Below are 26263 nucleotides of genomic sequence, written 5' to 3' on the forward strand. Positions count from 1 at the left end.
GCCATGAATATGTTTGCCTCCATCGCCGCATCGGGTGCGGCCAGTCAAGCTGCGGACGCTCCTGATTCCGTGGCTGCCACCGCTCAGCCGCAAAGCGCTGCTGGCCAAGTCGATGCTCCATCTGCCGGCACTCAGTTCAGTATCGGCATCGATCTGGGCACCACGCATTGCGCGCTGTCCTATGTGAACAAGAGCGCCAGCGATGGCGAGAAGGTGGTGCAGGGCGTGTTGGACATTCCCCAGCTCACGGCTCCCGGCAGTGTCGAGGCCAGGCCCCTGCTGCCGTCCTTTCTCTATCTGCCGCACGACAGCGAGCTGACCGAAGCCGAGCGCAGCTTGCCCGGTGCGCCCTGCAACTTCATCACCGGCGAATTTGCCCGCAGCCGCGGCGCGGCCACGCCCATCCGTCTGGTCAGCAGCGCCAAGAGCTGGCTCTGCCACCCTGGCGTCGATCGCCGCGCCGGCATTCTTCCGGCCGATGCCCCCGAGGAAGTCAGCCGCATTTCACCGCTGACCGCTTCAACCCGCTATCTCGAGCATTTGCGCCGCGCCTGGGAGCAGGCCCACCCCGAGGCCCCGTTTGCCCAGCAGGACATCACCGTCACCATCCCGGCATCGTTCGACCCCGCCGCGCGCGAGTTGACGGCCGAGGCCTGTAAGGCTGCGGGCTTTGCCAGGCTGACACTGCTCGAAGAACCTCAGGCCGCGCTTTACAGCTGGATCCAGGCCAGTGGCGGCCAGTGGCGCAAGCAGGTCAAGCATGGCGACATCATCCTCGTCGTGGACGTGGGTGGCGGCACCACCGACCTCTCGCTGATCGCCGTGCTGGAGCGCGATGGCAATCTGGAGCTGCAGCGCATTGCCGTGGGCGAACACATTTTGCTGGGCGGCGACAACATGGACCTGGCCCTGGCCTATGGCGTTGCACGCAAGCTGGCGGCCGAAGGCAAGCAGCTCGATGCCTGGCAAACCCGTGCGCTGGCCCATGGCTGCCGCGCAGCCAAGGAGCAATTGCTGGCTGACGCAAGCCTGCAAGCCGTGCCCGTGGTCGTACCCAGCCGGGGCAGCAAGCTCATCGGCGGCAGCATCCGTACCGAAGTGACACGCGACGAAGTGCTGGCCATGCTGGTCGAGGGCTTTTTCCCCAAGGTGGCCGTCAGCGACAAGCCCAAGACCCGTGCGCGCGGCGCGCTCACGCAACTGGGCCTGCCCTATGCGCAAGATGCCGCCGTCACGCGCCATCTGGCGGCCTTTCTGAGCCGCCAGGTTCATGCGCTGGCCGAGATCGAGGGCCTGGACGGCGATCAGATCGACGGCTCCACCTTTTTGCATCCCACGGCCATTCTGTTCAACGGCGGCGTGCTCAAGGCGCCCCAGATCGAGCAGCGCATCCTGGAGGTCATCAACGGCTGGCTGGACGACGAGGCCTGCGAGCCTGCGCGCCTGCTGGACGGTGCCAACCTTGATCTGGCCGTGGCCCGCGGTGCAGCCTATTACGGCCATATCGCCACCAGCGGCCGCGGCGTGCGCATTCGCGGTGGAACGGCCCAGTCCTATTACGTGGGTGTGGAGAGCAATATGCCCGCCATCCCTGGCATGGAGCCGCCCCTGTCCGCCCTGTGCCTGGCACCGTTCGGCATGGAGGAGGGCACGGAAGTCGCTCTGCCTGACGAGGAGTTCGGCCTGGTCGTGGGCGAGCCTGTGCGTCTGCGCTTCTTTGGCTCGTCCGTGCGCCGCACCGATCAGGTCGGCACCATGCTGGACTTCTGGTCGCCCGAAGAGCTGGTGGAGCTGCAGGAGATCGAGCTGAATCTGCCCGCCGCCGGCCGTGCGGCCGGCGAGGTGGTGCCCGTGACCCTGGCGGCGCGCGTGACCGATATCGGCACCCTGGAGCTCAATGCCGTGCCTGTGGGCGGAAGCGAGCGCTGGAAGGTGGAGTTCGATGTGCGCGCGGAGACCTCTGCGGAGGCCGCCGAGTAAGGCTGTTGAATTGCTTGACTGCGAAAGCCCGCTGGCCGATTGGTTGGCGGGCTTTTTTGTTCTCTCTTTTGTTCTCTCGTTTGCGGCTGCGCTTTTGGCCGAGACCCGCCCTCTTTCCGTGACAAAGGCATGTCACAAAAAGGTTCAGGCCCAATCACGCCAGGAGCAAGATCATGAAGCTCTTCTTTCGAGAAGCAGGGCGCGTACCATGCCCACCAGCAACATGGCACGCGCCCGCCACTCAAGCAGGTCAGAACGCGTGGCGCAGACCCACGCTCAGGCTGCTGGCATCCTGCCCGTAGCCCACGCCACCCTTGAAGTTATAGCCATAGGCCACGCCGGATCCGTTGTCTATGTGCGTGTAGGCCGCGTAGAGTTTGGTGCGTTTGCTCAGGTGGTGGTTGTAGCCAAGAATCCACTGGCGTGCGCTGCTGCCGGGCACATGGCTCCATCGGCTCGCCCAGCCGTAGCCCAGGGCAAGCTCCGAAGCGCCGGACCGGTAGACCGCAGTCACGCGGGCGGCATCGCGGCTGCCGCAACCGGCACCGCCATTGCTGCACAGTGAACCCGAGCCGTTGTCCGAGCGCTGGTAGTAGGCACCGACCTGCAGCGCATTCCAGATGTAGTGGCCGCGCAGGGCAAACTGCTTGTCGTCACCCAGCTGGGTAAAGCCCGCGCCCAGGGCCAACGGGCCGCGTTCCCAGTTTGCATAGAGGTCATAGCCGTTCTTCTGCACGGCGCCTGTCGTCTTTTCGTGTAGCGATGCCTGAGCTTCCAAGGTCAGCCCGGCCATCACAGGGCTGCGGTAGGCGATCTTGTTGGTGTTGCGCATCACGTAGTCGTAGAGCGCATCGGCGATGGAGCCGGTGTCGTGGTTGGGCTCATCCAGTGCACCATAGTCGGCAATGCCGAAATAGGTGGCGGCACCAAAACGGCCCAGGCGCAGCTTGCCCAGACTGCCCGAGAGGTTGACTTCGCTCTGGCGCTGAAAGGCCAGGGCGCCGGTGCTGCCGGTACCGGCGCCGGTATCGGATTCGAAGCCGGATTCGAGCTGGAAGCCGGCCTTGAGGCCGCCGCCCAGGTCTTCGCTGCCCACAAAGCCAAAGCGCGAGTTGTTGTTGAAGAGCCCGGTCAGGCTGCTGTTTCCGACCTTCTGATGCTCGACCGAGGTATTGAGGCGGCCATAGATCTGCACGCTGCTTTGTGCGAGCGCGACGGAAGCTCCGGCGGTGGCCAGAGCGGCGAGGAGGACACGAGACACAGTTGTTGTTTTGACTGGCATGTAGCGACTAGCCTTCGATCTTTGCTATGAAACTTGCGCGAATCTGCGCGCTTGTTACAAGGCAAATCCCGTGCCAGCCACCGTGCACTGCTTTGGACAGTTGTTGTCGCGGCAGCAGCTCATCCCGGCAGGCGGTTCGGGCATCCGGCTCTTGTTACGATCGGCGACAGATTTTTACGTGTCTCCGCCTCAGCCCATGCATTCATCTCGCCCCACCTACGCCGTCGGCATCGACCTGGGCACCAGTCACACGGTCGTGGCAAGCGTTGCGCTGGACGCTGCGACAAGCGATATCGCGCTGCTCGATATTCCGCAGCGCAGCACGGCAGGCGAGGTCGTGGCTCAGTCTCTGCTGCCTTCGGTACGTTACCAGGCGGCAAAGGGCGAGCTGGGCGAGGCCTGGCAGCAGCCCTGGCCGCCGCAGGGCGCGGATGAAGCTGCGCCTGCCGTCATCGGCCGCTGGGCGCGAGATCTGGGGGCTGCCGTGCCGGGGCGGCTGGTGGCCAGTGCCAAAAGCTGGCTCTCGCACACCGGCGTGGATCGCACGGCGCCCATACTGCCCTGGGGCGCGGGTGACGATGTAGTCAAGGTCTCCCCACTGGTCGCGTCAAGCTCCTATCTAGCCCATGTCAGAACGGCCTGGGACAGAGCCTATCCCGAGGCGCCGTTGCATCAGCAGGCCGTGGTGCTGACCGTACCTGCCTCGTTTGATGAAGGCGCACGCGCGCTGACGCTGGAGGCTGCACAGCTGGCCGGTCTGCCGCGCGTGCAATTGCTGGAGGAGCCCAAGGCCGCGTTTCACGACTGGCTGGTGCTGCAGGGCGATGAGCTGGCCGCGCAACTGGCGGACAGCCGGCTGGTGCTGGTGGTGGATGTGGGCGGGGGAACTACCGATCTGACGCTGATCCGCGTGGGTGCATCGGCTGACGGCAGCCTGCCCACGCTGACGCGTACGGCCGTCGGCGAGCACCTGATGCTGGGCGGCGACAACATGGATTTGGCGCTGGCTCACCAACTCGAATCTGCATTTGCTGGCGAAGGTCAGAAGCTCCCTGCCCAGCGCTTTGCCCAGCTGGTCCAGCGCTGCCGCATGGCCAAGGAGCAGTTGCTGGCGCAGAACGCGCCAGAGCAGATCGGCATCACCTTGCTCGGGGGCGGCAGCAAGCTGATGGCGGCGACTCAAAGCGTCACGCTGACCCGTGAGCAGGTGCTGCAGTCGGTGGTCGATGGCTTTTTGCCGGTCGTGCAGATCAGCGATATGCCCGCCAGGCGGCAGGGCGCGCTGCGCGGCTTTGGTCTGCCCTATCCGGCCGATGCGGCGATCAGTCGTCATCTGGCGCATTTTCTCGCCCAGCATGCAAGTGAAGGTCTGCCCGATACCGTGTTGCTCAACGGCGGCGTGTTCCATGCCCATGTCATGGTTCAGCGTCTGACGCAATTGCTTGGCCGCTGGCGCGGCAGCCCGGTGCGCGTGCTGCACAACCCGCACCCCGACTGGGCCGTGGCGCGCGGTGCGGCAGCCTACGGGCTGGCCCGCCATCAGGCAGAGCTGTCGGTGGCACAGATTGCTGCGCCCAATCAGCCAGCAGCACGGGCCGGGCAGGCGTCGGCAGCGATCAAGCCCATGGTGCCGCGCATTGGCGGCGGTTCGGCACGCAGCTACTGGCTGCTGCTGCCGGGCAAGAGGGGTGAGGCTCCGCAAGGCCTGTGCCTGCTGCCGCGTGGCACGGAAGAGGGTGTGCGCATGGTGCTCTCTGGCCGGCGTTTTGCGCTCAAGCTGGGCCAGGCCGTGCGCTTCAATTTGCTGGCCAATAGCCAGAGCCACGCGCCCGTGCAGGCCGGCCAGATTGCACCCTTGACCGGCGATGGCTGGGTGGAGCTGCCGCCACTGGCCACCGTTCTGCCAGCGCCCGAAGGCCGCTCTGCGGCCCAGATCGAGGTGCAACTGCAAGCCTGCATGAGCGAGGTCGGCACGCTGGAAGTGCGCTGCGTGGCCGTGCAGGATGCGGGCCAGTCCTGGCTGCTGCCCTTTGCTGTACGCGGTGCTTCGGCTTCGGAGCCCAAAGCTGGCAGTGCGGGTGGGCAAAGCGCTGAAGGCCAAAAACAGTCTGACTCTTTGGCAGCCAGGCTGCCCGAAGCCGTGGCACTGTTGGACCGTATCTTCGGCACGCAGGCGCAGGAGGTGACGGCCCGGGAAGTGCGCCAGCTGCGCCAGTCGCTCGAGAGAGTCCTCGGCCCGCGCGAGGGCTGGGAGTTGGACCTGCTGCGTGCCTTGTTCGATGCACTGCTGGCCCGTTCCAGGCGCCGCCGCCGCACGGCCGACCATGAGCGCGTCTGGTTCAACCTTGCAGGCTGGTGTCTGCGCCCAGGCGTGGGGGCGCAGCTCGATGGCTGGCGCATAGACCAGGTTTGGGCCCTGTATGGCCAGGGCCTGGGTCATGCCAAAGAGGCTGCCAACTGGACGGAGTGGTGGGTGTTCTGGCGCCGCGTGGCTGCGGGTCTGAACGAGGCCCGGCAGATGGAGCTGCTCGAAGACGTGGCCGGTCAGATGCAAAAAGCCGTGCAGCAGAATACGCGCGGCAAATCCAGCCATGGCAGCTATGACGACATGCTGCGCCTGTTCGCGGCCATGGAGGCAGTGCCCTGGCAGTACCGCCAGGAAATGGGGCAGTGGATGCTGCAGCGTCTCAGGCGCGAGGATGAAACCGTGCAGACCTGGTGGGCCATAGGCCGCCTGGCGGCACGCCAATCGCTGGCCGCCAACGCCCATCTGGTGATGCCGCCCGACGCGGCGCTGGAGTTCCTGAACGCCACGCTGGCTCAGGACTGGCGCAAGAACGAAACCGCTATGTTTGCCGCCGTGCAGATGGCCCGCATGACGGGTGACCGCGCGCGCGATCTGCCCGATGCCGTCAGGGCGCAGGTGCTGGAGAAGATGCGAAGCAGCGGCGCTCCCGAGCGCTGGATGGCCATGGTCGAGCAGGTGGTGCAGATGGAGGCAGAGGATCACAGGCGCAGTCTGGGCGATAGTCTGCCGCCGGGGCTGGTGCTGCTGTGAAGAGGCCGTGCCGCTGCGGCCAGGCTTTTGGTCACGGCATTTGCAGGAGGCTGCCACTGCCAAACGCGATGGCCGAACAGTGAGCGCTGCTCAGGTCGCCCGACCAGCGATACAAGAATGGCCTGTTGCATGGGACGACAGGCCGGCATGGAGGGCTGGCAGCATCCATGTCCACCACCACAGAAAGTGATTGCCATGAAGTTTGAAGAAGCTGCGCGCACCGAGATGGCGCGAAACGCTGTTTTTATATCCGGAACCCGACGCCGCCCGCTGCTGCTGGCTGCGGTGGCTGCCGTGGTGGCGGCTCCTCTGACGCAAGCACTGGCGCAGGGCAGCAACTGGCCTGCCAAGCCGATTACCTTTGTCGTGCCCCAGGCACCTGGCGGTGCCAACGATGTGATTGCGCGTGCCGTGGCGCAGGGGCTGGAGAATTCGCTGGGCCAGCCCGTCATCGTGGAAAACCGCGCCGGTGCCAACGGCAATCTGGGTACGGGCCAGGTGGCGCGCAGCGCGGCCGACGGCTACACCTTTCTGGTGACGGCGCAAAGCGCCTACACCATCAATCCGGCGCTTTATTCCAGGGTGCCGTTCGATCCCATCAAGGATTTCACTCCCGTGATGCAGCTGGCCGTCGCGCCTTATCTGCTGGTGGTAAATCCGAACTTCCCGGCCAAGAATCTGGACGAACTGGTGGCCTATGCCAAGGCGCATCCGGGCAAGGTGGAATACGCTTCTGCCGGCAATGGCACGCTCAACCATCTGTTGGGCGAGATGCTGAAAAAGCAGAAGAACGTGAGCCTGCTGCATGTGCCTTACAAGGGGGCGTCGGCTGCCGCCACCGATGTGGTGGCCGGCCAGTTGCCGGTGACCTTTGGCAGCTTTCCCGGTGTGATGCCTTTTGTCAGCAGCGGCAAGCTGCGCGTGCTGGGCGTGGCGTCCGACAGGCCGACATCGCTGGCGCCCGAGATCCCCGTGCTGGGCAAGGGGCTGGCCGTGACCAGCTGGTATGGCTTGTTTGCACCGGCCGGTACGCCGCAGCCGGTGGTGGACACGCTTTATCAGACCGTGAAGACCGTGCTGGCCAGGCCCGAGATGGCCGAGCGCCTCAAGACTCTGGGCGCCGAGCGCGTGGAGTCCACGCCGCAAAGCTTCAAGGCCATGCTGCCGGCCGAGCTGGCGTACTGGAAGCAGGTGGTCAAGGACTCCGGCGCGCATATCGACTAAAGGGGACGACAGCTTGTTGATACATCTGGCCGCTGCCGGGCCCTTTCGTCGCTCACGGATGGGGTTGACCCTGCTCATTGTGGCGGTCATCGCCATCGGGCTGGCATCGCGCCGGGGCTACATGCCCTTTCCCGCCGTGCTGGGCAACTATCCGGGCGATGCGCTCTGGGCCTGGGTGGTGCTGCTGTGCGTGGCCTGGCTGCGGCCGGCCATCACGCGCGGCAAGCTCATGGCCTGGACCCTGGTCATCGCCTTTGCCGTCGAGTTGCTGCAGCTCTATCAGGCCCCCTGGATGCAGGCCCTGCGCGCCAACAAGCTGGCCTACCTGGTGCTGGGCAATGGCTTCGATCCCCTGGATCTGCTGGCCTATGTCGTGGGAATCGGTGCGGGTGCCATGGTGGACCGGCTCTGGGAGAGGCGGCAGCGTCGCCTTGCCTGAGATGGCATGAAATGTGCTGGTCGTCCATGGCATCAACATGACGACAAGCACTACCCCATGAAAACGCCTCTGCACTATCTGGTGGCTGCAAGGCAAAGCGAGATTGCCGAGCTGGAGCAGATCAGCCGCGCCAGCAGCCTGGTGGCGAGCATGTCCGAGCTCGTCCATGCGCTGCAAAAAGAGCGCGGTCTATCGAATATCTTTCTGGTCAGCGGCGGCGCACAGGCGCAGCAGAGCCTGCTCGACCACGGCCTTCATGTGGACCAGGTCATGGAGCGAGTCTGCCTCGCGCTTGAAGAGCTGGGCGCGCGGGCGCCAGGTGCGCATGGCGCTCGCCTGTTCAATGCGATCGCCAATGCGCTGCAAGGCTTTGAAGCCCTGCCGTTGCTGCGCCGCCGGCGCGATGCGCTGCAGCTGAGTGCCGAGGACTGCACGCAGGCGCTGATCCGCATGATTGCGGCCTGCCTGACCGTGGTGTTCGAGGCGGCGGACAGCGCTTGCGATCCCGATATCGCGAAATCGCTGGTGGCGCTGTTTCATTTTATGCAGGGCAAGGAACTGGCGGGCCAGGAGCGTGCCACGGGGGTCGCGGCGTTTACCACAGGGGTAGGCAGGACGGAGCGTCAGCGCCATTGGCTGCATCTGATCGAATCGCAGGAGCGCTGCTTTCAGGTGTTTGCAGACTTCGCCACTCCCTCGGGGATGGAGCGCTGGCAGCAGCAATGCGGGGCCTGTCCCGATATGACGGTGATCGAGCGGCTGCGGCGCCTGGGCTGCACGGCTGGGGACGGCATGGCGCTGGACTGCAGCCTGAGCTCGCCATGGTTCGAAGCCTGTTCCAGCCGGCTCGATGCCATGCACCAGATTGAGGCATTCCTGGCCGAAGAGCTGCAGGCCCAATGTCTGCGCAAGCTGGAGCAGGCCCGTACAGCGCTCTGCCAGCAACTGGCGCTGCTGGAGATGCAGCCGCAGCCCGGGACTCGCGCCGAAGCGGCTGCGGCCTTTCTGGGGGGCGCGCAGTCAACTGCCTCCTTGCCTGCGGAGGGCGCATACGGGTTGCAGCTCGAGAAAAGCATTGTCTTGCTGGTGCAGGAGCAATCCATGCGCCTGCAGGACATGCAGACCGAAATCGACAAGGCACGTGCCACGCTCAAGGAGCGCAAGACCATAGAGCGGGCCAAGGGCGTGCTGATGAACTACCGCCAGCTCAGCGAGGGCGAGGCCTACAAGTTGATCCGGCAGACGGCCATGAACCAGAACCGGCGCATGCTGGATGTGGCCGAGGCGATTCTGGCCACGGTGGACCTGTTGCCGGGCAGCACCAATTCATAGCGCTTGGCAGCTCGGTGTTTGTTGCGCTGCACCAAATATGGGCCAAAACCGGAGGCGCAAAGCATGCTCCGCCTCTGATCAAGGTCTGGCATGGTTTGTGCATGACTGTTGATGTCAAGCAGACCAAAGGCGGTCGCGCTTAAAGCGTTATTACGAGTGACCTGGGACAACGGCGTCCTTTTCTCCTCACACCCGAGGAGGGAAGGGCGCCTTTTTGTTTTCCGGATCGCCTTCACCACGATTCTTGATGGAGTTTTCTCATGAGCCAGCGCCTTCCTTCGACTACTGCTCCTGCGCCCGAGCCCGTATCTGCCGGTGGCCGGCGTGAGTTTCTGCGCGTGGCCGGCGCTGCCGCCCTCTATGGCATGCTGGGCCACCATGGCGCCTGGGCCGCAGGCTCCGACGCGCCGGAGAAGAAAGAGGTCAAGATCGGCTTCATACCGCTGACCGATTGCGCCAGCGTGGTCATGGCCTCTGTGCTGGGCTTCGATCAGAAATACGGCGTGAAGATCGTCCCCAGCAAGGAGGCAAGCTGGGCCGGCGTGCGCGACAAGCTGGTCAACGGCGAGCTGGACTTTGCCCATGTGCTCTACGGCCTGGTCTACGGTCTGCACCTGGGCGTAGGCGGCCCCAGGAAGGACATGGCTGTGCTCATGAGCCTGAACAACAACGGCCAGGCGATAACGCTGTCCAAGGCTCTTGCCGACAAGGGCGCGGTCGACGGAGCCAGCCTGGCCAAGGTCATGGCCAGGGAAAAACGCGAATACACCTTCGCCGGCACTTTCCCCACAGGCACCCATGCCATGTGGATGCATTACTGGCTGGCGGCTGCGGGCATCAACCCGTTATCCGAGGCCAAGCTGATCACCGTGCCGCCGCCCCAGATGGTGGCCAATATGCGCGTGGGCAATATGGATGGCTTCTGCGTGGGCGAGCCCTGGAACCATCGCGCCATCATGGACGGCATCGGCATTACGGCCAATACCACGCAGGACATCTGGAAGGATCACCCCGAGAAAGTGCTGGGCACCACGGGCGAGTTCGCGCAGAAGAATCCAAACACCTGCCGCGCCGTGATGATGGCGATTCTCGAGGCCAGCCGCTGGATCGATGCCAGCCTGCAGAACAAGACGAAGATGGCCGAGACCGTGGCCCAGAAGTCGTACATCAATACCAGTGTGGACGCCATCAATCAGCGCATTCTGGGCCGCTACCAGAACGGACTGGGCAAGACCTGGGACGACCCCAACCACATGAGGTTCTTCAACGATGGTGCCGTGAACTTCCCCTATCTGTCGGACGGCATGTGGTTTCTTACCCAGCACAAGCGCTGGGGTCTGCTCAAGGCCCATCCCGACTATCTGGCCGTGGCCAAGCAGATCAATCGCATCGACCTCTACCAGCAGGCGGCAAGCCAGCTCAAGGTCAGCGTGCCCAAGGATGTACTGCGCACCAGCAAGCTGATCGACGGCGTGGTGTGGGACGGCAAGAACCCTGCCCAGTACGCCGACAGCTTCAAGATCAAGGCCTGAGGCCGCCACCTTAACGGAGAACCATCATGGTCAGTGCCGTACTTCACTCACCGCTTGAACTCGACCCCCCGCACGATCCGCAACTGGCAGCCCAGGCGGCCAACGATGCGCTGCTCGAAACTTCAAAAGAGATAGCTGCTGGCTCAGAACTTGTAAAGGCTGAAGTGCAAAAAGATATCAAACCCAAAGCGATAGTCACGGCTCCGGTTGCGGTGGTACCCAGCCGCCTACGCCAATGGGCTGAACAGCTATTTGGTCAGGCCCTGCCTCCGGTGCTGGGGCTGGCACTGCTGGTCGGCCTGTGGTCGCTGGTCTCGAGCAGCACCGGCAAGAGCATTCCGACCCCGGCCGAGACCTGGGAACAGGCCCTGCAGGTGTTCAGCGATCCCTTCTACCGCAACGGACCCAATGACCAGGGCGTGGGCTGGAATGTGCTGTCCTCGCTGCAGCGCGTGGCCCTGGGTTTCGGTCTTGCGGCACTGGTCGGCATCCCTTTGGGCTTCGCGATCGGACGCTTCAGCTTTCTGTCGCGCATGTTCAACCCCTTGATCAGCCTGCTGCGTCCGGTTTCGCCGCTGGCCTGGCTGCCGATCGGCCTGCTGGTGTTCAAGGGCGCCAATCCGGCAGCCATCTGGACCATCTTCATCTGCTCGATCTGGCCCATGGTCATCAACACCGCCGTGGGCGTGCAGCGCGTGCCCCAGGACTATATGAATGTGGCGCGCGTGCTCAATCTGTCGGAGTGGAAGATCGCCACCACCATTCTGTTTCCTGCGGTGCTGCCCTATATGCTGACCGGCGTGCGCCTGGCCGTGGGCACGGCCTGGCTGGTGATCGTGGCCGCCGAGATGTTGACGGGCGGCGTGGGCATAGGCTTCTGGGTCTGGGACGAATGGAACAACCTCAACGTCAAGAACATCATCATCGCCATCTTCGTGATCGGCATCGTGGGCCTGGTGCTGGAGTGGGCCCTGGTCAAGCTGGCTTCGGCCTTTACGTTTGAAGAGGTCAAGACTTAACCCACCCCTGAGCCGCGCCCTCGGGCGCGTCACCCCCTCAAGGGGGCACCACCGGTGGCCCGGCAAAGCCGGCGCCACGGTGGTCTCGGAACAAAGCAAGGAGTACCTCATGCATACATCTCTCAGCACCAAGTACATCGAGATCCACGGGGTGGAGCAGACCTTCAAGACCGCCAAGGGCCTGTTTCCCGCACTGCGCGACATCAATCTGAACATTGCCAAGGGCGAGTTCGTCAGTCTCATCGGGCATTCGGGCTGCGGCAAGTCGACGCTGCTCAATCTGATTGCCGGCCTGACCATTCCCTCGGGCGGTGCATTGCTGTGCGCCAACAAGGAAATCAAGGGCCCCGGCCCCGAGCGTGCGGTGGTCTTCCAGAATCATTCGCTGCTGCCCTGGCTGAGCTGCTGGGGCAATGTGCACCTGGCCGTGGAGCGTGTCTTCGGCAAGCGCGAAAGCAAGGCACAGCTGGCGCAGCGCACCGATGCGGCGCTGGCCATGGTGGGCCTCAGCCATGCGGCGCAAAAGCGCCCTGGCGAAATCTCGGGCGGCATGAAGCAGCGCGTGGGCATTGCCCGCGCCCTGTCCATGGAGCCCCAGGTGCTGCTCATGGACGAGCCCTTCGGCGCTCTCGACGCCCTGACGCGTGCCAAGCTGCAGGACGAGCTGCTGGAGATCGTGGAACGCACCCAGAGCACCGTGGTCATGGTCACGCACGATGTGGATGAGGCCGTGCTGCTGTCCGACAAGATCGTGATGATGACCAACGGTCCCGCTGCCACGATTGGCGAGGTGCTGCATGTAGAGCTGCCACGCCCGCGCAGCCGGGTGGAGTTGGCCGAGGATGCGCATTACCAAAGCTATCGCAAGGCCGTGATCGACTTTCTCTACACGCGTCAGGGCCATGTGGAGAAGGCGGCCTGAGCCTTTTTGATTTCAAGCTGCATGGCGCCTTGGGGCGCCATGTTTGTTTTGCACAGCAATAAAGCGGCCATGCACAAAAGCAGTGCATGCCGCAGGATGAAATAGTCTCTGCAGGCTGAGAAAAGCTGGCACAGCAATTGCGTGTTGTTCAGCGTGGCCAAGGTGGGTCACCGGGGGATGGTGCAAGGCTGGACCAGAACCCACAGACAAAGACGTCTACGCGTTCATGCAAGTCATGAAGCGCGCAGACGTCTTTTTTTTGGCTTTGCAAATGCCCACGGGGACTCAGATGAAAAAATCCAAACTGGTCATGATTGGTAACGGAATGGCAGGCGTGCGCGCGCTGGAAGAGCTGCTGGCCATTGCCCCCGATCTGTACGACATCACGGTCTTCGGCGCCGAGCCGCATCCCAACTACAACCGCATTCTGCTGTCGCCCGTGCTCGCCGGCGAGCAGACGCTCGGCGATATCGTGCTCAACGACTGGTCCTGGTACCAGGACCACCATATCTTGCTGCACGCCGGCTATACCGTGACGGCCGTTGACCGGGCACGGCGCACGGTACATGCAGTCAATGCCCAGGGCGAGACCGCCAGCGCCGAGTACGACCGCCTGATCATGGCGACGGGCTCCAGGCCCTTCATCCTGCCCATCCCCGGCAAGGACCTGGAGGGCGTGCTGGCCTACCGCGACATCGCCGATACCGAGGCCATGATCGAGGCGGCCAAGACGCTCAAGCATGCGGTGGTGATCGGCGGTGGCCTGCTGGGACTGGAAGCGGCCAACGGCCTCATGAAGCGCGGCATGCAGGTCACCGTGGTGCATGTCGGCGACTGGCTGATGGAGCGCCAGCTCGACGATCAGGCGGGCCGCATGCTGCAGAAATCGCTGGCTGAGCGCGGCATGCAGTTCCGCATGCAGGCACAGACACAGGAGCTGCTGGGCGACGAAGACGGTGGGCGCAGTGGCCGCGTGCGTGCCGTGCGTTTCAAGGACGGCAGCGAGATCCCGGCCGAACTGGTGGTGATGGCCGTGGGCATTCGCCCCAGCACCGAACTGGCCGAGTCCATGCACCTGCATGTGAGTCGCGGCATCGTGGTCAGCGATACGCTGCAGACCGTGACCGATCCGCGCATCTATGCGGTGGGCGAATGCGCGGCACACCGAGGCATTGCCTACGGACTGGTGGCGCCCTTGTTCGAGCAGGGCAAGGTACTGGCCAACCATCTGGCGGAGTTCGGCATCGGTCGCTATCTGGGTTCGCTGACCTCGACCAAGCTCAAGGTCACGGGCATCGATCTGTTCTCTGCAGGCGATTTCCAGGGCGGCGGCGATACCGAGGAAATCCTCATGAGCGACCCCTATGCGGGGGTCTACAAAAAGCTGGTCATCAAGGATGACAAGCTGGTCGGTGCCTGCCTGTACGGCGACACGGTGGACGGCAGCTGGTACTTCAAGCTGCTGCGCGAAGGGCGCAGCGTGGCCGATATCCGCGACAAGCTGATGTTCGGCGAATCCAATCTCGGCGACACCGGCCACCAGGGGCAGAGCAAGGCCGCGGCCATGGCCGACGGCGACGAGGTCTGCGGCTGCAACGGCGTGACCAAGGGAGCGATCTGCAAGGCCATCAAGGACAAGGGCCTGTTCACGCTCGACGATGTGCGCAAGCACACCAAGGCCAGTGCCAGCTGCGGCTCCTGCACGGGCCTGGTGGAGCAGATCATCATGTTCACGGCCGGTGGCGACTACTCGGCGGCCCCCAAGACCAAGGCCATGTGCGGCTGCACCGACCACGGGCACCAGGCTGTGCGCGACGCGATCGCTGAGCACAAGCTGCTCAGCACCGATGCGGTGTTCCGCTTCATGGAGTGGCGCACGCCCAATGGCTGTGCCTCCTGCCGTCCGGCCGTCAACTACTATCTTGTAAGCACCTGGCCCAAGGAGGCCAGGGACGACCCGCAAAGCCGCTTCATCAACGAACGCAGCCACGCGAATATCCAGAAGGACGGAACATACAGCGTGATTCCGCGCATGTGGGGCGGCGAGACCACGGCCTCCGAGTTGCGCCGCATTGCCGATGTGGTGGACAAGTACCAGATCCCCACCGTGAAGGTCACGGGCGGTCAGCGCATCGATCTGCTGGGCGTGAAGAAGGAGGATCTGCAGGCCGTCTGGAACGATATAGGCATGCCCTGCGGCCATGCCTATGCCAAGGCATTGCGCACGGTCAAGACCTGTGTGGGCAGCGAATGGTGCCGCATGGGCACGCAGGACAGCACCCAGATGGGCAAGGACCTGGAGCGCGCCATGTGGCGCATGTACGCACCGCACAAGGTGAAGTTCGCCGTCAGCGGCTGCCCGCGCAACTGCGCGGAGTCCGGCATCAAGGATGTGGGAATCATCGGTGTGGATTCGGGCTGGGAGATGTATGTGGGCGGCAACGGCGGCATCAAGACCGAGGTCGCGCATTTCTTCACCAAGCTCAAGACCGCCGAAGAGGTGATGGAGTACACGGGCGCCTTCATGCAGCTGTATCGCCTGGAAGGCTGGTATCTGGAGCGCACGGTGCACTACATCAATCGCGTGGGTCTGGACTATGTCAAGCGCCGCATTCTCGACGATGCCGAGGGCCGCAAGGCGCTGTGGGAGCAGCTGCAGTTTGCACTGGACGGCGAGCCCGACCCCTGGTTCGAAGCCGACAAGGCATCCGTGGATACGCGGCAGTTCCAGCGATTGATGGCTGCGCAAACCGAAAGCGCCAGCGTCTGATCACAAGCACCGAGGAGCCAGAAATGAGCGAATGGATTTCTATCTGCACGATCGATGACATCCCCGTGCTGGGAGCACGCCGCGTGGCGCGTGCACAAGGGCTGGATGTGGCCGTGTTTCGCAATGCCGACGATGAGGTGTTTGCGCTGCTGGACCGCTGCCCGCACAAGGGCGGCCCGCTGTCGCAAGGCATTGTGTTCGGCCGCAGCGTGGCCTGCCCGCTGCACAACTGGACGATTGCGCTCAGCACCGGCGAGGCGGCGGCGCCCGATGAGGGCTGCACGCCCTATTTCAGCGTGCGTGTGCAGGACGGCGAGGTGCAGCTGCGCGCCGACGAGCTGGCCAGCCGTGCCCTGGAGCAGACCCGCCCGCATGCCGGTCCTGCGCATTGCGCAGCCAGGTCAGGCTGCGCCACGGCCTAGTGTCTCTGTTGATATGAAATAAATAGCTGCATGCGCTTGTTCAGAAAGCGTTACAGCATGATTTCACTGAAAGTCTGCCATGTGTGAGACCCAATCCAGCTGCCCTTGTTGCCGTGTGGGCTGCGAACTCGACTTCGGCGGTCCGCGTAGGAGTGAATCTGAACGCCGCCGCCTCTCTCTGGTGACGCCATGAAAGAAACCAAGTCCACCTGTCCCTATTGCGGTGTCGGCTGCGGCGTGGTCATCGAGTCCGATGGCCTGCAGATTACCGGCGTGCGCGGCGATCCCGAGCATCCTGCCAACTTGGGCCGTCTGTGCACCAAGGGCAGCACCCTGCATCTGACGGCCGCGCCCGCCTATGCCCAGCAGGCACGTTTGCTGCAGCCCATGCGCCGGCTGGAGCGTACAGCCGTACCGCAGGCGGTCAGCTGGGATCTGGCACTGGACGAACTGGCCGGGCGCATCGCCCAGATTCATGCAGCCCATGGTCCCGACGCGCTGGGTTTCTACCTCAGTGGCCAGCTGCTGACCGAGGACTACTACGTCTTCAACAAGCTGGTCAAAGGCCTGCTGGGCACCAATAATCTCGACACCAATTCGCGCCTGTGCATGAGTAGCGCCGTGGCCGGCTACAAGGCCACGCTGGGCGCCGATGCACCACCGGCCTGCTATGAGGACATAGACCTGGCCGGCTGCATGTTCATCACGGGCAGCAATATGGCCTGGGCGCATCCCATTCTGTGCCGGCGTGTGGAGGAGGCCAGGGCGCGCAATCCGCAACTCAGGATCATCGTGGCCGATCCGCGCCGTACCGAGACCGCCGAACTGGCCGATCTTTATCTGCCGTTGCAGCCGGGCAGCGATGTGATGCTGTTTCACGGTCTGCTGCACATCATGCTTTGGGAGGGCTGGACGGACAGCACCTTCATCGCGCAGCACACCAGCGGCTTTGCAGCGCTCAAGGAACTGGTGCGCGAAGCCACGCCCGAGAAGGTCGCTGCCATCTGCGGCCTGCCCGTGGCGGACCTGTACCGGGCGGCGCGCTGGATGGCGCTGGGCGGTGCCGAGGAGTCGGCGGAAGCGCGTCGTCCCACGCTCAGCCTGTACTGCCAGGGTCTGAACCAAAGCCGCAGCGGCACGGCGAACAACGCCGCGCTGATCAATCTGCATCTGGCAACGGGCCAGATCGGCAGGCCTGGCGCCGGGCCCCTGTCGCTGACGGGCCAGCCCAATGCCATGGGCGGGCGCGAGGTGGGCGGGCTGTCCAATCTGCTGAGCGCGCATCGTGATCTTTCCAACGCAGGGCACAGGGCCGAAGTGGCGCGGCTATGGGGTGTGGAGTCGATTCCGCAGCGGCCAGGCAAGTCTGCGCTGGAGATGTTCGAGGCCGCTGCCGACGGGCAGATCAAGGCCTTGTGGATTGCCTGCACCAATCCCGCGCAGAGCATGCCCGAACAGGCCATGGTGCGCAGGGCGCTGGAGCGTGCCGAGCTGGTGGTGGTGCAGGAGGCTTTTGCCGCGACCGAGACCACGGCCTATGCCGACTGGTTGCTGCCTGCCTCCACCTGGGGCGAGAAGCTGGGCACGGTCACGAACAGCGAGCGGCGCATCTCGCGGGTGCGCGCTGCCGTGGTCGCGCCGGGGGCGGCACGCCATGACTGGCAGATAGGCGTGCAGCTGGCGCGGCGCCTGGAGCAGCATCTGCGGCCCTCGCTGCCAAGCTTGTTTCCCTATGACACTGTGAATGCGGACGTGGGTGCCGAAGCCATCTGGAACGAGCACCGCGAGTCCACACGCGGGCGCGATCTGGATATCACGGGTCTGAGCTGGACGGTGCTGGAAGTCAAGGGACCCCAGCAATGGCCCATGCCCCAAGGCGCCAGCCAGGGCCGTCAGCGTCTGTATGGCGACGCAGTCTTTGCAACCGATGACGGGCGCGCACGCTTTGATGCCCAGCCCTGGCAGGCGCCGGCCGTGCCGCGCGATGCAAGGCATCCGTTCAGTCTCAATACCGGTCGCCTGCGCGATCAATGGCATGGCATGACGCGCACCGGCCAGCTGGGGCGCCTGTTCGCCCATGTCAGCGAACCGCAGCTGCAAGTCAGTCTCCAGGACATGCAGCGCCTGCAGCTGCAGGACGGCGATTTGGTCCATGTCTCCAACCGCTATGGCGCCATCGTGTTGCCCGTGCAGATGGACCCGGGCCTGCAGCCCGCGCAGCTCTATCTGCCCATGCACTGGGGCAGCATGTATCTGAGCGGCATGGGCTCCAAGGGGCAGCGGCTTGCGGGCGTCAACGCCCTGACCACGCCCGAGCGCTGCCCGCGCTCGAAGCAGCCCGAGCTCAAGCATGTGGCCGTCAAGCTGCTCAAGGCCGAGCTGCCCTGGACTTGTCTGGGCATGGCCTGGCTGGATGAGCAGCAGGTGCAGTCGGTTCGCCAGGCTTTGACTGAATTGATGGCCGAGTTCGACTTCGCCAGCTGCGTGTTGTTCGGGCGCGCCGTGCCGCTGGAGCAAGCGGATCAGGGGCGCGCCGGCGTGCAGTTTCGCGCAGCGGCCTATGCCCAGCCCGGCGCCGAGGTGCTGGCGCGGCTGCATGGTCTGCTGCAGCTCGATGGCCCGCAGGCCATGCGCTATGCCGACGCACGTCGCCAATGCAGCCGTGCCATGGCGATTGGCCGGCAGACCGAGGAGCCCAGGCTCGATGCCTTTTTGCTCTGCGGCGACGCCAGCGCTGGCCGCTGGCTGGGGCCGGTATTGCGCGACGAGCAATCGGTGCAAAGCTATGGGCGTCTGCTGCTGTCCTCGGGGGCCAGGCCGCCCGCCGCCATGCCGGCCCGGTCGCCGCAGATCTGTGCCTGCATGAATGTGGATGAGGCCAGCATCAACTCGGCGCTGACCACCTGCGAGGGCTCCGCCGACGAGCGACTCGCGCAGCTCAAGACTTCTCTGGGTTGCGGCACGCGCTGCGGCTCCTGTATTCCCAGGATCAAACAACTGGTGCATGCGATGCCTGCGCCGCAGTCGGCAGCCTTGCCGGTTGCCGCCTAGATTCCGATGTCCGGCAATGCATATGAAAGGCCAGCCATGACAAACAGCCATGCCACTTCCCTGCCGCCCGTGGGCCGCTGCTACCTGGTCGGTGCCGGCCCCGGTGATCCGGAGCTGCTCACGCTCAAGGCGCTGAGACTGATCCAGTCCGCCACGCTGCTGCTGGCAGACGATCTGGTGTCTGCCGACATCGTGAAGCTTGCCAGCGCTAGCGCCCGCATCGTTCATGTGGGCAAGCGTGGCGGGCGCGAGAGCACCTCGCAGGAATTCATCGAAAAGCTCATGATCATGGCGGTCCGCCAGGGTGAGCTGGTGGTGCGCCTCAAGGGCGGCGACCCCTTCATCTTTGGCCGTGGCGGCGAGGAGATCGAGCATTTGCGCATGGCGGGCATAGCCGTCGAAGTGGTCAACGGCATCACTGCCGGGCTGGCCGCGGCCACCAGCCTCGGCGTGCCGCTGACCCATCGCGACCATGCCCATGGTGTGGTGTTCATCACCGGTCATGCCAAGCCAGGCAGTGCCGGTCACGACTGGCAGTTGCTGGCCGGCACGGCCCGCATGCTGGGGCTGACGCTGGTGATCTACATGGGCGTTGCCACTGCCGCCCTCATCCAGCAGCAGCTGCTGGCCGGCGGACTGCCGGCATCTACTCCGGTGGCCCTGGTCCAGAGCGCCAGCCTGCCCGCACAGCAGCAAATACTGACCGATCTGGGGCAGATGACGCAGGCGCTGGCATGCAGCGGACTGGGCAGTCCCTGCGTGTTCGTGGTGGGCGAGGTGGTCAGGCAGGCCACATCGTCCGCCGAGGGCTTGGACGGGCTGCTGGAGCAGGCGCAGCTGCGCCGGGCCGTGGGCGCATGAGGCCGATTGCTGACAGCTGTCTCCCTTTTGTCTGAGTGCCGAGCCCGCATGACTAGAATTTGTCCGGTAACCCCTGAACATTTGTCACACCCGGCCTCGTCAGTCTGCAGGGGGATAGCGGCGGCCGACACCTATGAGTCATGCGATGAGCACTGCATATCCCGATACCCAGCTTTTGATCGACGGACAGTGGCAGGACGCTGCCAGCGGCAAGAAAATTGATGTGCGCAACCCTGCAAGCGGCGAGGTGATTGGCCGTGTGGCCCATGCCGATATTGCCGACCTGGACCGCGCCCTGGCGGCGGCAGACAAGGGCTTTCAGGTCTGGCGCAAGGTGTCTGCCCATGAGCGCGGCGCCATCATGCGCCGTGCCGCAGCTCTGCTCAAGGAGCGTGCCGACGAGATCGCCGCGCTGCTGACGCAGGAGCAGGGCAAGCCGCTGGCCGAGGCCAAGGTGGAAATCATTGCCGGCGCCGGCATCATCGAATGGTTTGCCGACGAGGCCCTGCGTGTCTATGGCCGCATCGTGCCTTCGCGTCGCCCCGAGCAGCAGCAGTTGGTGATCAAGGACCCCGTAGGCCCGGTCGCCGCCTTCACGCCCTGGAACTTCCCCGTCAACCAGATCGTGCGCAAGATCGGCGCGGCCCTGGCTTCGGGCTGCTCCTTCCTGGTCAAAGCGCCCGAGGAAACCCCGGCCTCGCCCGCAGCCCTGCTCAAGTGCTTTGTCGATGCCGGCATTCCTGCCGGTGTTGTGGGCCTGGTCTATGGCAACCCCGCACAGATTTCCGAATATCTGATTGCTCACCCCGTAATCCGCAAGGTGACCTTCACGGGCTCCACGGCCGTGGGCAAGCAGCTGGCGGCGCTGGCCGGCCAGCACATGAAGCGCTCAACCATGGAGCTCGGCGGCCATGCCCCCGTGATCGTGGCCGAGGATGCCGATGTGCAACTGGCCGTCAAGGCCGCGGGTGCGGCCAAGTTCCGCAACGCGGGCCAGGTCTGCATCTCGCCCACGCGCTTTCTGGTGCACAACAGCGTGCGCGAGGAGTTCACGCGTGCCATGGTGGCCCATGCCGAGGCATTGAAGGTCGGCAACGGCCTGGAGCAGGGCACGCAGATGGGCCCGCTGGCCAATCCGCGTCGCGTGACGGCGCTGACCCAGCTGATCCAGAACGCCGAGCAAAGCGGTGCCAAGCTGATGACGGGCGGCGCATCCTTTGGCTCTGCCGGCAACTTCTTTGCGCCCACGGTGCTGGCCGACGTGCCTTTGACGGCCGATATCTTCAACCAGGAGCCCTTCGGCCCCGTGGCGGCGATTCGCGGCTTCGACAAGATCGAAGACGCCATTCAAGAGGCCAATCGCCTGTCCTATGGCCTGGCCGCCTATGCCTTCACGCGCTCGCTCAAGACGACGCACCAGCTGTCGCAGGATGTGGAAGCCGGCATGCTGTGGATCAACCAGCCGGCACTGCCGTCTGCCGAGCTGCCCTTTGGCGGCATCAAGGATTCGGGCTATGGCTCCGAAGGCGGCCCGGAGGCGCTGGAGGCCTATCTGGTGGCCAAGGCCGTGGCGATCAGCTGCGTTTGAATCTGCAAGGCATTTGATGCAAGGCCACCCTCGGGTGGCCTTTTTTCATGGGATGTGTATGCCGTGGGGCGTATGGGGACTGTTTGTCGATCGTTATTCCATAAATGAATAGCGGTGGCTAGAATCGACGGTTTTTTACATTCGACAACAAATTCCAGCCCGCGCCATGCCATTGCACTCCACGGTTTCCCAGATCCATCCTCCAAGTTTTGTTCTACGCCGCAGCTGGTTGTGGGGCGCGCTGGCCATCGTGCCCATGGGCACGGCCTGGGCCCAGGTGGCAGCTGCGGGCGCAGCCGAAGCCGCCAGCCAGACTTTCACGCTGGGGACGGTGGAAGTCAGCGCGCGGCGCGAGGCCGAGGAACTCGGGGCCGGCGATATGCAGCGCGTGGGCAGTGCCGAGATGGAGCGCAGCAACGCCAGCACCGTGGCCGATGCCGTGCGCAATCTCCCCGGCGTGAGCCTGTCGCGCAACAACCGCAACGAGGAAATGATCAGCCTGCGCGGCTTCGACTCGCGCCAGGTGCCGATTTTTGTGGATGGCGTGCCGCTATACGTGCCCTATGACGGCTATGTGGACCTGGGCCGCTTCACCACCTTCGACCTGGCCGAGATCAATGTGGCCAAGGCCGGCGCCTCGCTGCTGTACGGCCCCAATACGCTGGGCGGTGCCGTGAATCTGGTCACGCGCAAACCGGTCAAGCCCTTCGAAGGCGATGTGCGCCTGGGTGTGGGCAGCGGCGGCGAGCGCAGGGCGAGCTTCAACCTGGGAGGTAACCAGGGCAGTTGGTACTACCAGCTGGGTGCCTCCTACCTGGATGCCGACAGCTTTCCTCTGCCCCGGGGCTTCAGGGATTACAAGAAGCAGCCCACCGATACCGGCAGCAAGCGCGAGAACGCGGACCGCACCGACAAGCGCTTGTCCTTCAAGCTGGGACTCACGCCCAATGCCACGGACGAATACGCCATCGGCTATGTGCGCCAGGAAGGCGAGAAGGGCAATCCCGTCTACACCGGCCAGTCCACGCAGAAGAACGCCGTGCGCTACTGGCGCTGGCCCTACTGGGACAAGGACAGCCTGTATTTCCTGAGCACCACCCGTCTGAACGGCAGCAATGTGCTCAAGACGCGTCTCTACCACGATACCTACAAAAACGGTCTCGACATGTACAAGGACGCCAGCTACACGGCCCACGATCCGACCAGCAGCTACAAGGATGTGAGCAAGGGGGCCAGCGTGGAGTGGGTCAACTACGCCTTCTCCGGCCACGAGCTGCATGCGGCCTTCCACTACAAGCAGGACGAGCACACCGACGCGGCCTCGGGCAAGGACCCGCAGAAGCACTACCGCGATGTGACCACCTCGCTGGTGCTCGAGGATCACATCGCCCTGGCCGAGCGCTGGCGCCTGACGCTGGGCCTGAGCCATGACCAGCGCGACGCCAAGCAGGTCTACCAGTGGCCCACGGGCTCGACCAGCGCCACCAACGGCCTGGCACGCCTGAGCTATGCGCTCACGGCTCAGGGCGACGAGGTCTATCTGATTGCCTCGCACAAGACCCGTTTTGCGACCATCAAGGACCGCTATTCGGCACGCATGGGCACGGCCCTGGCCAACCCCGACCTCAAGCCCGAGGTGGCCAACCATCTGGAGTTGGGCCTGAGCGGCAAGCCCTGGCAGGGCGGCAAGGGCCAGGCGGCGCTGTTCTACAGCCGGGTGCGCGATCAGATCCAGACCATGGTCGTTGACTCCACGGCCTGCGGCGGCAAGACCTGCAACCAGGCGCAGAACGTGGGACGCACGCGCAATGCCGGTTTTGAGGTGTCGCTGGCGCAGCAACTGTCGGCCCAATGGACTCTGCATGCGGGCTACACCTATCTGAGCCGCACCAACCTCAGCGACCGCAGCATCACCTTGACGGACACGCCGCGCCAGCGCCTGACAGCGGCCCTGCAATGGAATCCGCAGGCCCAGTGGCAGCTGCGCGCCGAGCTGGAGGCAGAACAGGGCCGCAAGGTGCCGCTGTCGGCCAGCGGCCAGGCCCAGGTCTATCAGATGGCCGGCTACGGCGTGGCCAATCTGCGCGCGCGCTATCTGCCGCGTCCGGACACCACGCTGGACTTCGGCGTGGCCAATCTGGGCGACAAGTGGTATCAGCTGGCCGACGGCCTGCCCATGCCGGGGCGCAGCTGGTATGTGAACCTGGGCTACCGGTTCTGACGGTCATGCAAAACCTGCTTCGGACATCGCTGGCAAGGCGTGACTGGCTGCGCAGTCTGGCTGCCCTGGGCATGGCCGGTGGCCCGGCCCTGGCGGTGAGGGCACAACCCGCTTCGGGCACCGGCATACAGGTGGCGGCCGTGGGCGGACTCGTGCTGTGCGGCGTGTGGCCGCGCGTGGCCGAGCAGGCCAGCCAGGCCCTGGCCATGCCGGTCACCACCGTAGCGGCCGCGCCGAAGGAGGGCGTGGTGCCCGCCTTCGCGCGCGGCGAGGCGCAGATGCTGCTGATCCACGCCAGCGACGAAGCCATGGCACTGGAGGCCAGCGGCATGGCTTCCGCCGCGCGCATCTGGGGTTGGAACCAGCATGTGATTGCCGGACCCGCTCATGACCCCGCAGGCGTGCGTTCGGTCGCTGACGGCACGCAGGCGCTGCGGCGCATTGCCGAGACCGGCTCGCCCTTCATCGCGCTGCGCGACCCCGGCAGCTATACCGTGGTGCAGCGTCTGTGGCGGCGCGGCGGCATACGACCCGATGCGCGCTGGCTGCGCGCCGACACCGGCCCGCGACCACAGGCCGTGCTGGAGCTGGCGGCGCGCGAGCAGGCCTATGCCGTGGTCGGCCATATTCCCCTGGCCTTCGGCAAGATGGGCGCCCCTGGCATAGAACTTCTGCTGCATGGCGATCCGCTGATGCGCAGACCCTATGTGCTGCTCACGCCCGGCTCGCGCCATCCGGCCACGCCGGAGCAGCGCCGGGCGGCGGGCCTGCTGGCCGAGTACCTGCTGTCTGAGGCCGGCCAGCAGGCGCTGGAAGCGGCCAGCGGCGCGGGCGGCCCTTGGGTGTTTGGGCGCGACAGCGTGCCCGCCGGCATGAGCGCCGGTGCCGATGGACAGACTTGAGCGAAGGAGCAGCATGAGCACCGCTATGACGCCGCCGCTGGCGGCATTGATTTACCCCGATGAGCGGCACGATATCGAGGACTTGCTCGAAGGCGTGGCGCGGCGGCTGCAACAGTCGGGCCGGCAGGTGGGCGGGCTGGTGCATCGCCAGAGCCGCTATGCCAATGGCAACAAGTGCATGCGTCTCTTGGATCTGCGCAGCGGCCAGCAGTTCGAGATGACCGAGGACCTGGGCGCTGCCTCGCAGGCCTGCAGCCTCAATCCGCAGGCCCTGGCCCGGGCCAGCGTGGTGCTGCGCCAGGCACTGGCCGATGGTGTGGAGCTGGCCGTCGTCAACTGCTTCGGCCAGCTCGAAGCCGCTGGCGGCGGTTTTGTCCAGGAGATCGCCGCTTTTGTCGAGGCCGGCATTCCCGTGGTCACGGCCGTGGCGGCCCGCCACGAGGCTGGCTGGCAGAGCTTTACCGGTGGCGCCTTCGTGCGCCTGCCGGTTGACGAACAGGCACTGCTGCACTGGTGCCGTCAGCAGCTGCAGCGCGAAGACCAGGGAGACCGGTCATGCTGACGCGGCGCCAATGGCTGCAGGCCGGTGCTGCGACGCTGGCCCCCGGGGCCTGGGCCCAGGATGGCGGCTCGGTCATCGCAGCCCGCTTTGGCTCGCTGCCGGCACGGCCGGGTCGCGTTTTCGCTTCAGGTCCGCCGGCCGGCGTGCTGCTGGCCGCGCTGGCGCCGCAGCAACTGCTGGGCTGGCCCATGGAGCTTGGCGATGCGGCGCGCGCCCATCTGGGATCGCCGCTGCAGGCCTTACCCTATCTGGGGCGCCTGTCGGGGCGCGGCAGCACGCTGTCGCTTGAAAAGCTGCTGGCGCTGCAACCCGATCTGGTGCTGGACTCCGGGACCTCCGACGCCACCCATGTCTCTGCCACTGAACGTCTGGCCCGCCAGACGGGCCTGGCATGTGTGCTGGTGCAGGGCAGTCTGAGCGACCATGCGCGCCAGCTGCGCGAGGTCGGTAGCTTGCTGGGTGCGTCCGAACGTGGCGAGACCCTGGCCCGACATGCCGACGAAGTGGCCAGACTGGTGCGCGCCGTGACCGCAGGGCTGGGGGAGCAGGCCCGGCCGCGTATCTATCTGGGGCGCGGCGCCAACGGCCTGGAAACCGGGCTGGCCGGCTCCATCAATGTCGAGGTGATCGAGTATGCGGGCGGCCGCAATGTGGCAGCTCAGGCCGCCAGGGGCGGACTCACGCGCGTTTCCATGGAGCAGATCCTGGCCTGGGACCCCGAAGTCATACTTACCCAGGAGGCGGGTTTTGCAGAGCGCGTGCGCCAGGACCCCTTGTGGCGCGGCATCAGCGCCGTGCGCAGCGGCAGAGTGCACTGTGCGCCCGTGCTGCCTTTCGGCTGGCTGGACGGCCCGCCCAGCGTGAACCGGCTGATCGGCGTACGCTGGCTGCTTGAGAAGCTGCATCCTGGCCGGCCTGCGCGGCATGGCGCCACGCCCCTGGAGCAGGCGGTGCGTGAGTTCTATGCGCTGTTCTATGGTGTCCAGCTGTCGCCTGCGCAGTTGCAAGCGCTGCTGCAGGCGGCGCGCTGAATGCATGGGGCTGGCATGAAGTCATTCGATATCAGCGAAGGCGCTCAAAGCCCGAAAGAAGCGGGAA

The 26263-nt window shown here is 65.0% G+C and carries 19 protein-coding genes; 17 read left to right on the forward strand and 2 right to left on the reverse strand.

All coding sequences use genetic code 11. The features are described from left to right. Positions 1-3: 3 nt before the first annotated feature. The gene (locus FSY45_RS11510) at positions 4-1980 is read left to right on the forward strand and encodes an Hsp70 family protein (protein ID WP_046461009.1); all 1977 of its coding nucleotides are present in this window, start codon (positions 4-6) and stop codon (positions 1978-1980) included. Positions 1981-2230: 250 nt separating this feature from the next. Here FSY45_RS11510 and FSY45_RS11515 read toward each other — a convergent pair whose 3' ends face one another. Beyond that, positions 2231-3262 (reverse strand): porin, encoded by a 1032-nt coding sequence (locus FSY45_RS11515; protein WP_046461010.1) that lies wholly within the window; start codon positions 3260-3262, stop codon positions 2231-2233. A 196-nt stretch (positions 3263-3458) separates the two neighbouring features. Here FSY45_RS11515 and FSY45_RS11520 point away from each other — a divergent pair, with 196 nt between their 5' ends. The 7 genes from FSY45_RS11520 to FSY45_RS11550 all read left to right on the forward strand — a co-directional run bounded on the left by FSY45_RS11520 (position 3459) and on the right by FSY45_RS11550 (position 12788). Next, positions 3459-6320 (forward strand): Hsp70 family protein, encoded by a 2862-nt coding sequence (locus FSY45_RS11520; RefSeq protein ID WP_046461011.1) that lies wholly within the window; start codon positions 3459-3461, stop codon positions 6318-6320. Positions 6321-6515: 195 nt separating this feature from the next. After that, a complete protein-coding gene (locus tag FSY45_RS11525; RefSeq protein ID WP_046461118.1) occupies positions 6516-7544 on the forward strand; it encodes a tripartite tricarboxylate transporter substrate binding protein in 1029 nt (342 codons plus the stop codon). Between the two features lie 58 nt (positions 7545-7602). Continuing rightward, positions 7603-7983: a DUF2809 domain-containing protein gene (locus FSY45_RS11530; protein WP_046461012.1), complete on the forward strand. Its 381-nt coding sequence runs from the start codon at positions 7603-7605 to the stop codon at positions 7981-7983. Positions 7984-8040: 57 nt separating this feature from the next. After that, complete coding sequence (locus tag FSY45_RS11535) at positions 8041-9315, forward strand: nitrate regulatory protein (RefSeq protein ID WP_046461013.1); 1275 nt, start codon at positions 8041-8043, stop codon at positions 9313-9315. Positions 9316-9575: 260 nt separating this feature from the next. Continuing rightward, positions 9576-10847, forward strand: a complete 1272-nt coding sequence (locus FSY45_RS11540; RefSeq protein ID WP_080944420.1) for a CmpA/NrtA family ABC transporter substrate-binding protein — start codon at positions 9576-9578, stop codon at positions 10845-10847. Between the two features lie 26 nt (positions 10848-10873). After that, positions 10874-11866 (forward strand): nitrate ABC transporter permease, encoded by a 993-nt coding sequence (gene ntrB / locus FSY45_RS11545; protein ID WP_046461014.1) that lies wholly within the window; start codon positions 10874-10876, stop codon positions 11864-11866. 109 nt (positions 11867-11975) lie between these two features. Beyond that, a complete protein-coding gene (locus FSY45_RS11550; protein ID WP_046461015.1) occupies positions 11976-12788 on the forward strand; it encodes an ABC transporter ATP-binding protein in 813 nt (270 codons plus the stop codon). Here FSY45_RS11550 and FSY45_RS11555 read toward each other — a convergent pair. Next, entirely contained in the window at positions 12761-12949 is a 189-nt protein-coding gene (locus FSY45_RS11555; protein ID WP_046461016.1) for a hypothetical protein, read from the reverse strand. The genes FSY45_RS11550 and FSY45_RS11555 overlap by 28 nt on opposite strands. A 128-nt stretch (positions 12950-13077) precedes the next feature. Here FSY45_RS11555 and nirB point away from each other — a divergent pair, with 128 nt between their 5' ends. The 9 genes from nirB to FSY45_RS11600 all read left to right on the forward strand — a co-directional run bounded on the left by nirB (position 13078) and on the right by FSY45_RS11600 (position 26196). Beyond that, the gene (nirB, locus tag FSY45_RS11560) at positions 13078-15558 is read left to right on the forward strand and encodes a nitrite reductase large subunit NirB (protein WP_122975079.1); all 2481 of its coding nucleotides are present in this window, start codon (positions 13078-13080) and stop codon (positions 15556-15558) included. Between the two features lie 23 nt (positions 15559-15581). After that, positions 15582-15980: a nitrite reductase small subunit NirD gene (nirD, locus tag FSY45_RS11565; RefSeq protein ID WP_046461018.1), complete on the forward strand. Its 399-nt coding sequence runs from the start codon at positions 15582-15584 to the stop codon at positions 15978-15980. A gap of 189 nt (positions 15981-16169) precedes the next feature. Then, entirely contained in the window at positions 16170-19031 is a 2862-nt protein-coding gene (locus FSY45_RS11570) for a nitrate reductase (RefSeq protein ID WP_046461019.1), read from the forward strand. A gap of 36 nt (positions 19032-19067) precedes the next feature. Beyond that, positions 19068-19892 carry a uroporphyrinogen-III C-methyltransferase gene (gene cobA, locus FSY45_RS11575; protein ID WP_046461120.1) on the forward strand — a complete coding sequence of 275 codons (825 nt, stop codon included), beginning with the start codon at positions 19068-19070 and terminating at the stop codon, positions 19890-19892. Between the two features lie 145 nt (positions 19893-20037). After that, positions 20038-21480 carry an NAD-dependent succinate-semialdehyde dehydrogenase gene (locus FSY45_RS11580; RefSeq protein ID WP_003061837.1) on the forward strand — a complete coding sequence of 481 codons (1443 nt, stop codon included), beginning with the start codon at positions 20038-20040 and terminating at the stop codon, positions 21478-21480. 256 nt (positions 21481-21736) lie between these two features. Continuing rightward, positions 21737-23701 carry a TonB-dependent siderophore receptor gene (locus FSY45_RS11585; RefSeq protein ID WP_046461121.1) on the forward strand — a complete coding sequence of 655 codons (1965 nt, stop codon included), beginning with the start codon at positions 21737-21739 and terminating at the stop codon, positions 23699-23701. A gap of 5 nt (positions 23702-23706) precedes the next feature. After that, positions 23707-24603: a substrate-binding domain-containing protein gene (locus FSY45_RS11590; RefSeq protein ID WP_046461020.1), complete on the forward strand. Its 897-nt coding sequence runs from the start codon at positions 23707-23709 to the stop codon at positions 24601-24603. Between the two features lie 25 nt (positions 24604-24628). Continuing rightward, a complete protein-coding gene (locus tag FSY45_RS11595; protein WP_080944422.1) occupies positions 24629-25165 on the forward strand; it encodes a DUF2478 domain-containing protein in 537 nt (178 codons plus the stop codon). Beyond that, on the forward strand, positions 25159-26196 hold the full coding sequence (locus FSY45_RS11600; RefSeq protein WP_046461022.1) for an iron ABC transporter substrate-binding protein: 1038 nt from the start codon (positions 25159-25161) through the stop codon (positions 26194-26196). The genes FSY45_RS11595 and FSY45_RS11600 overlap by 7 nt, the downstream gene beginning before the upstream one ends. The last annotated feature ends 67 nt before the right edge of the window (positions 26197-26263 follow it).

Source organism: Comamonas sp. Z1, from assembly GCF_008121555.1.
GTDB classification, from domain to species: Bacteria; Pseudomonadota; Gammaproteobacteria; order Burkholderiales; family Burkholderiaceae_C; genus Comamonas; species Comamonas thiooxydans.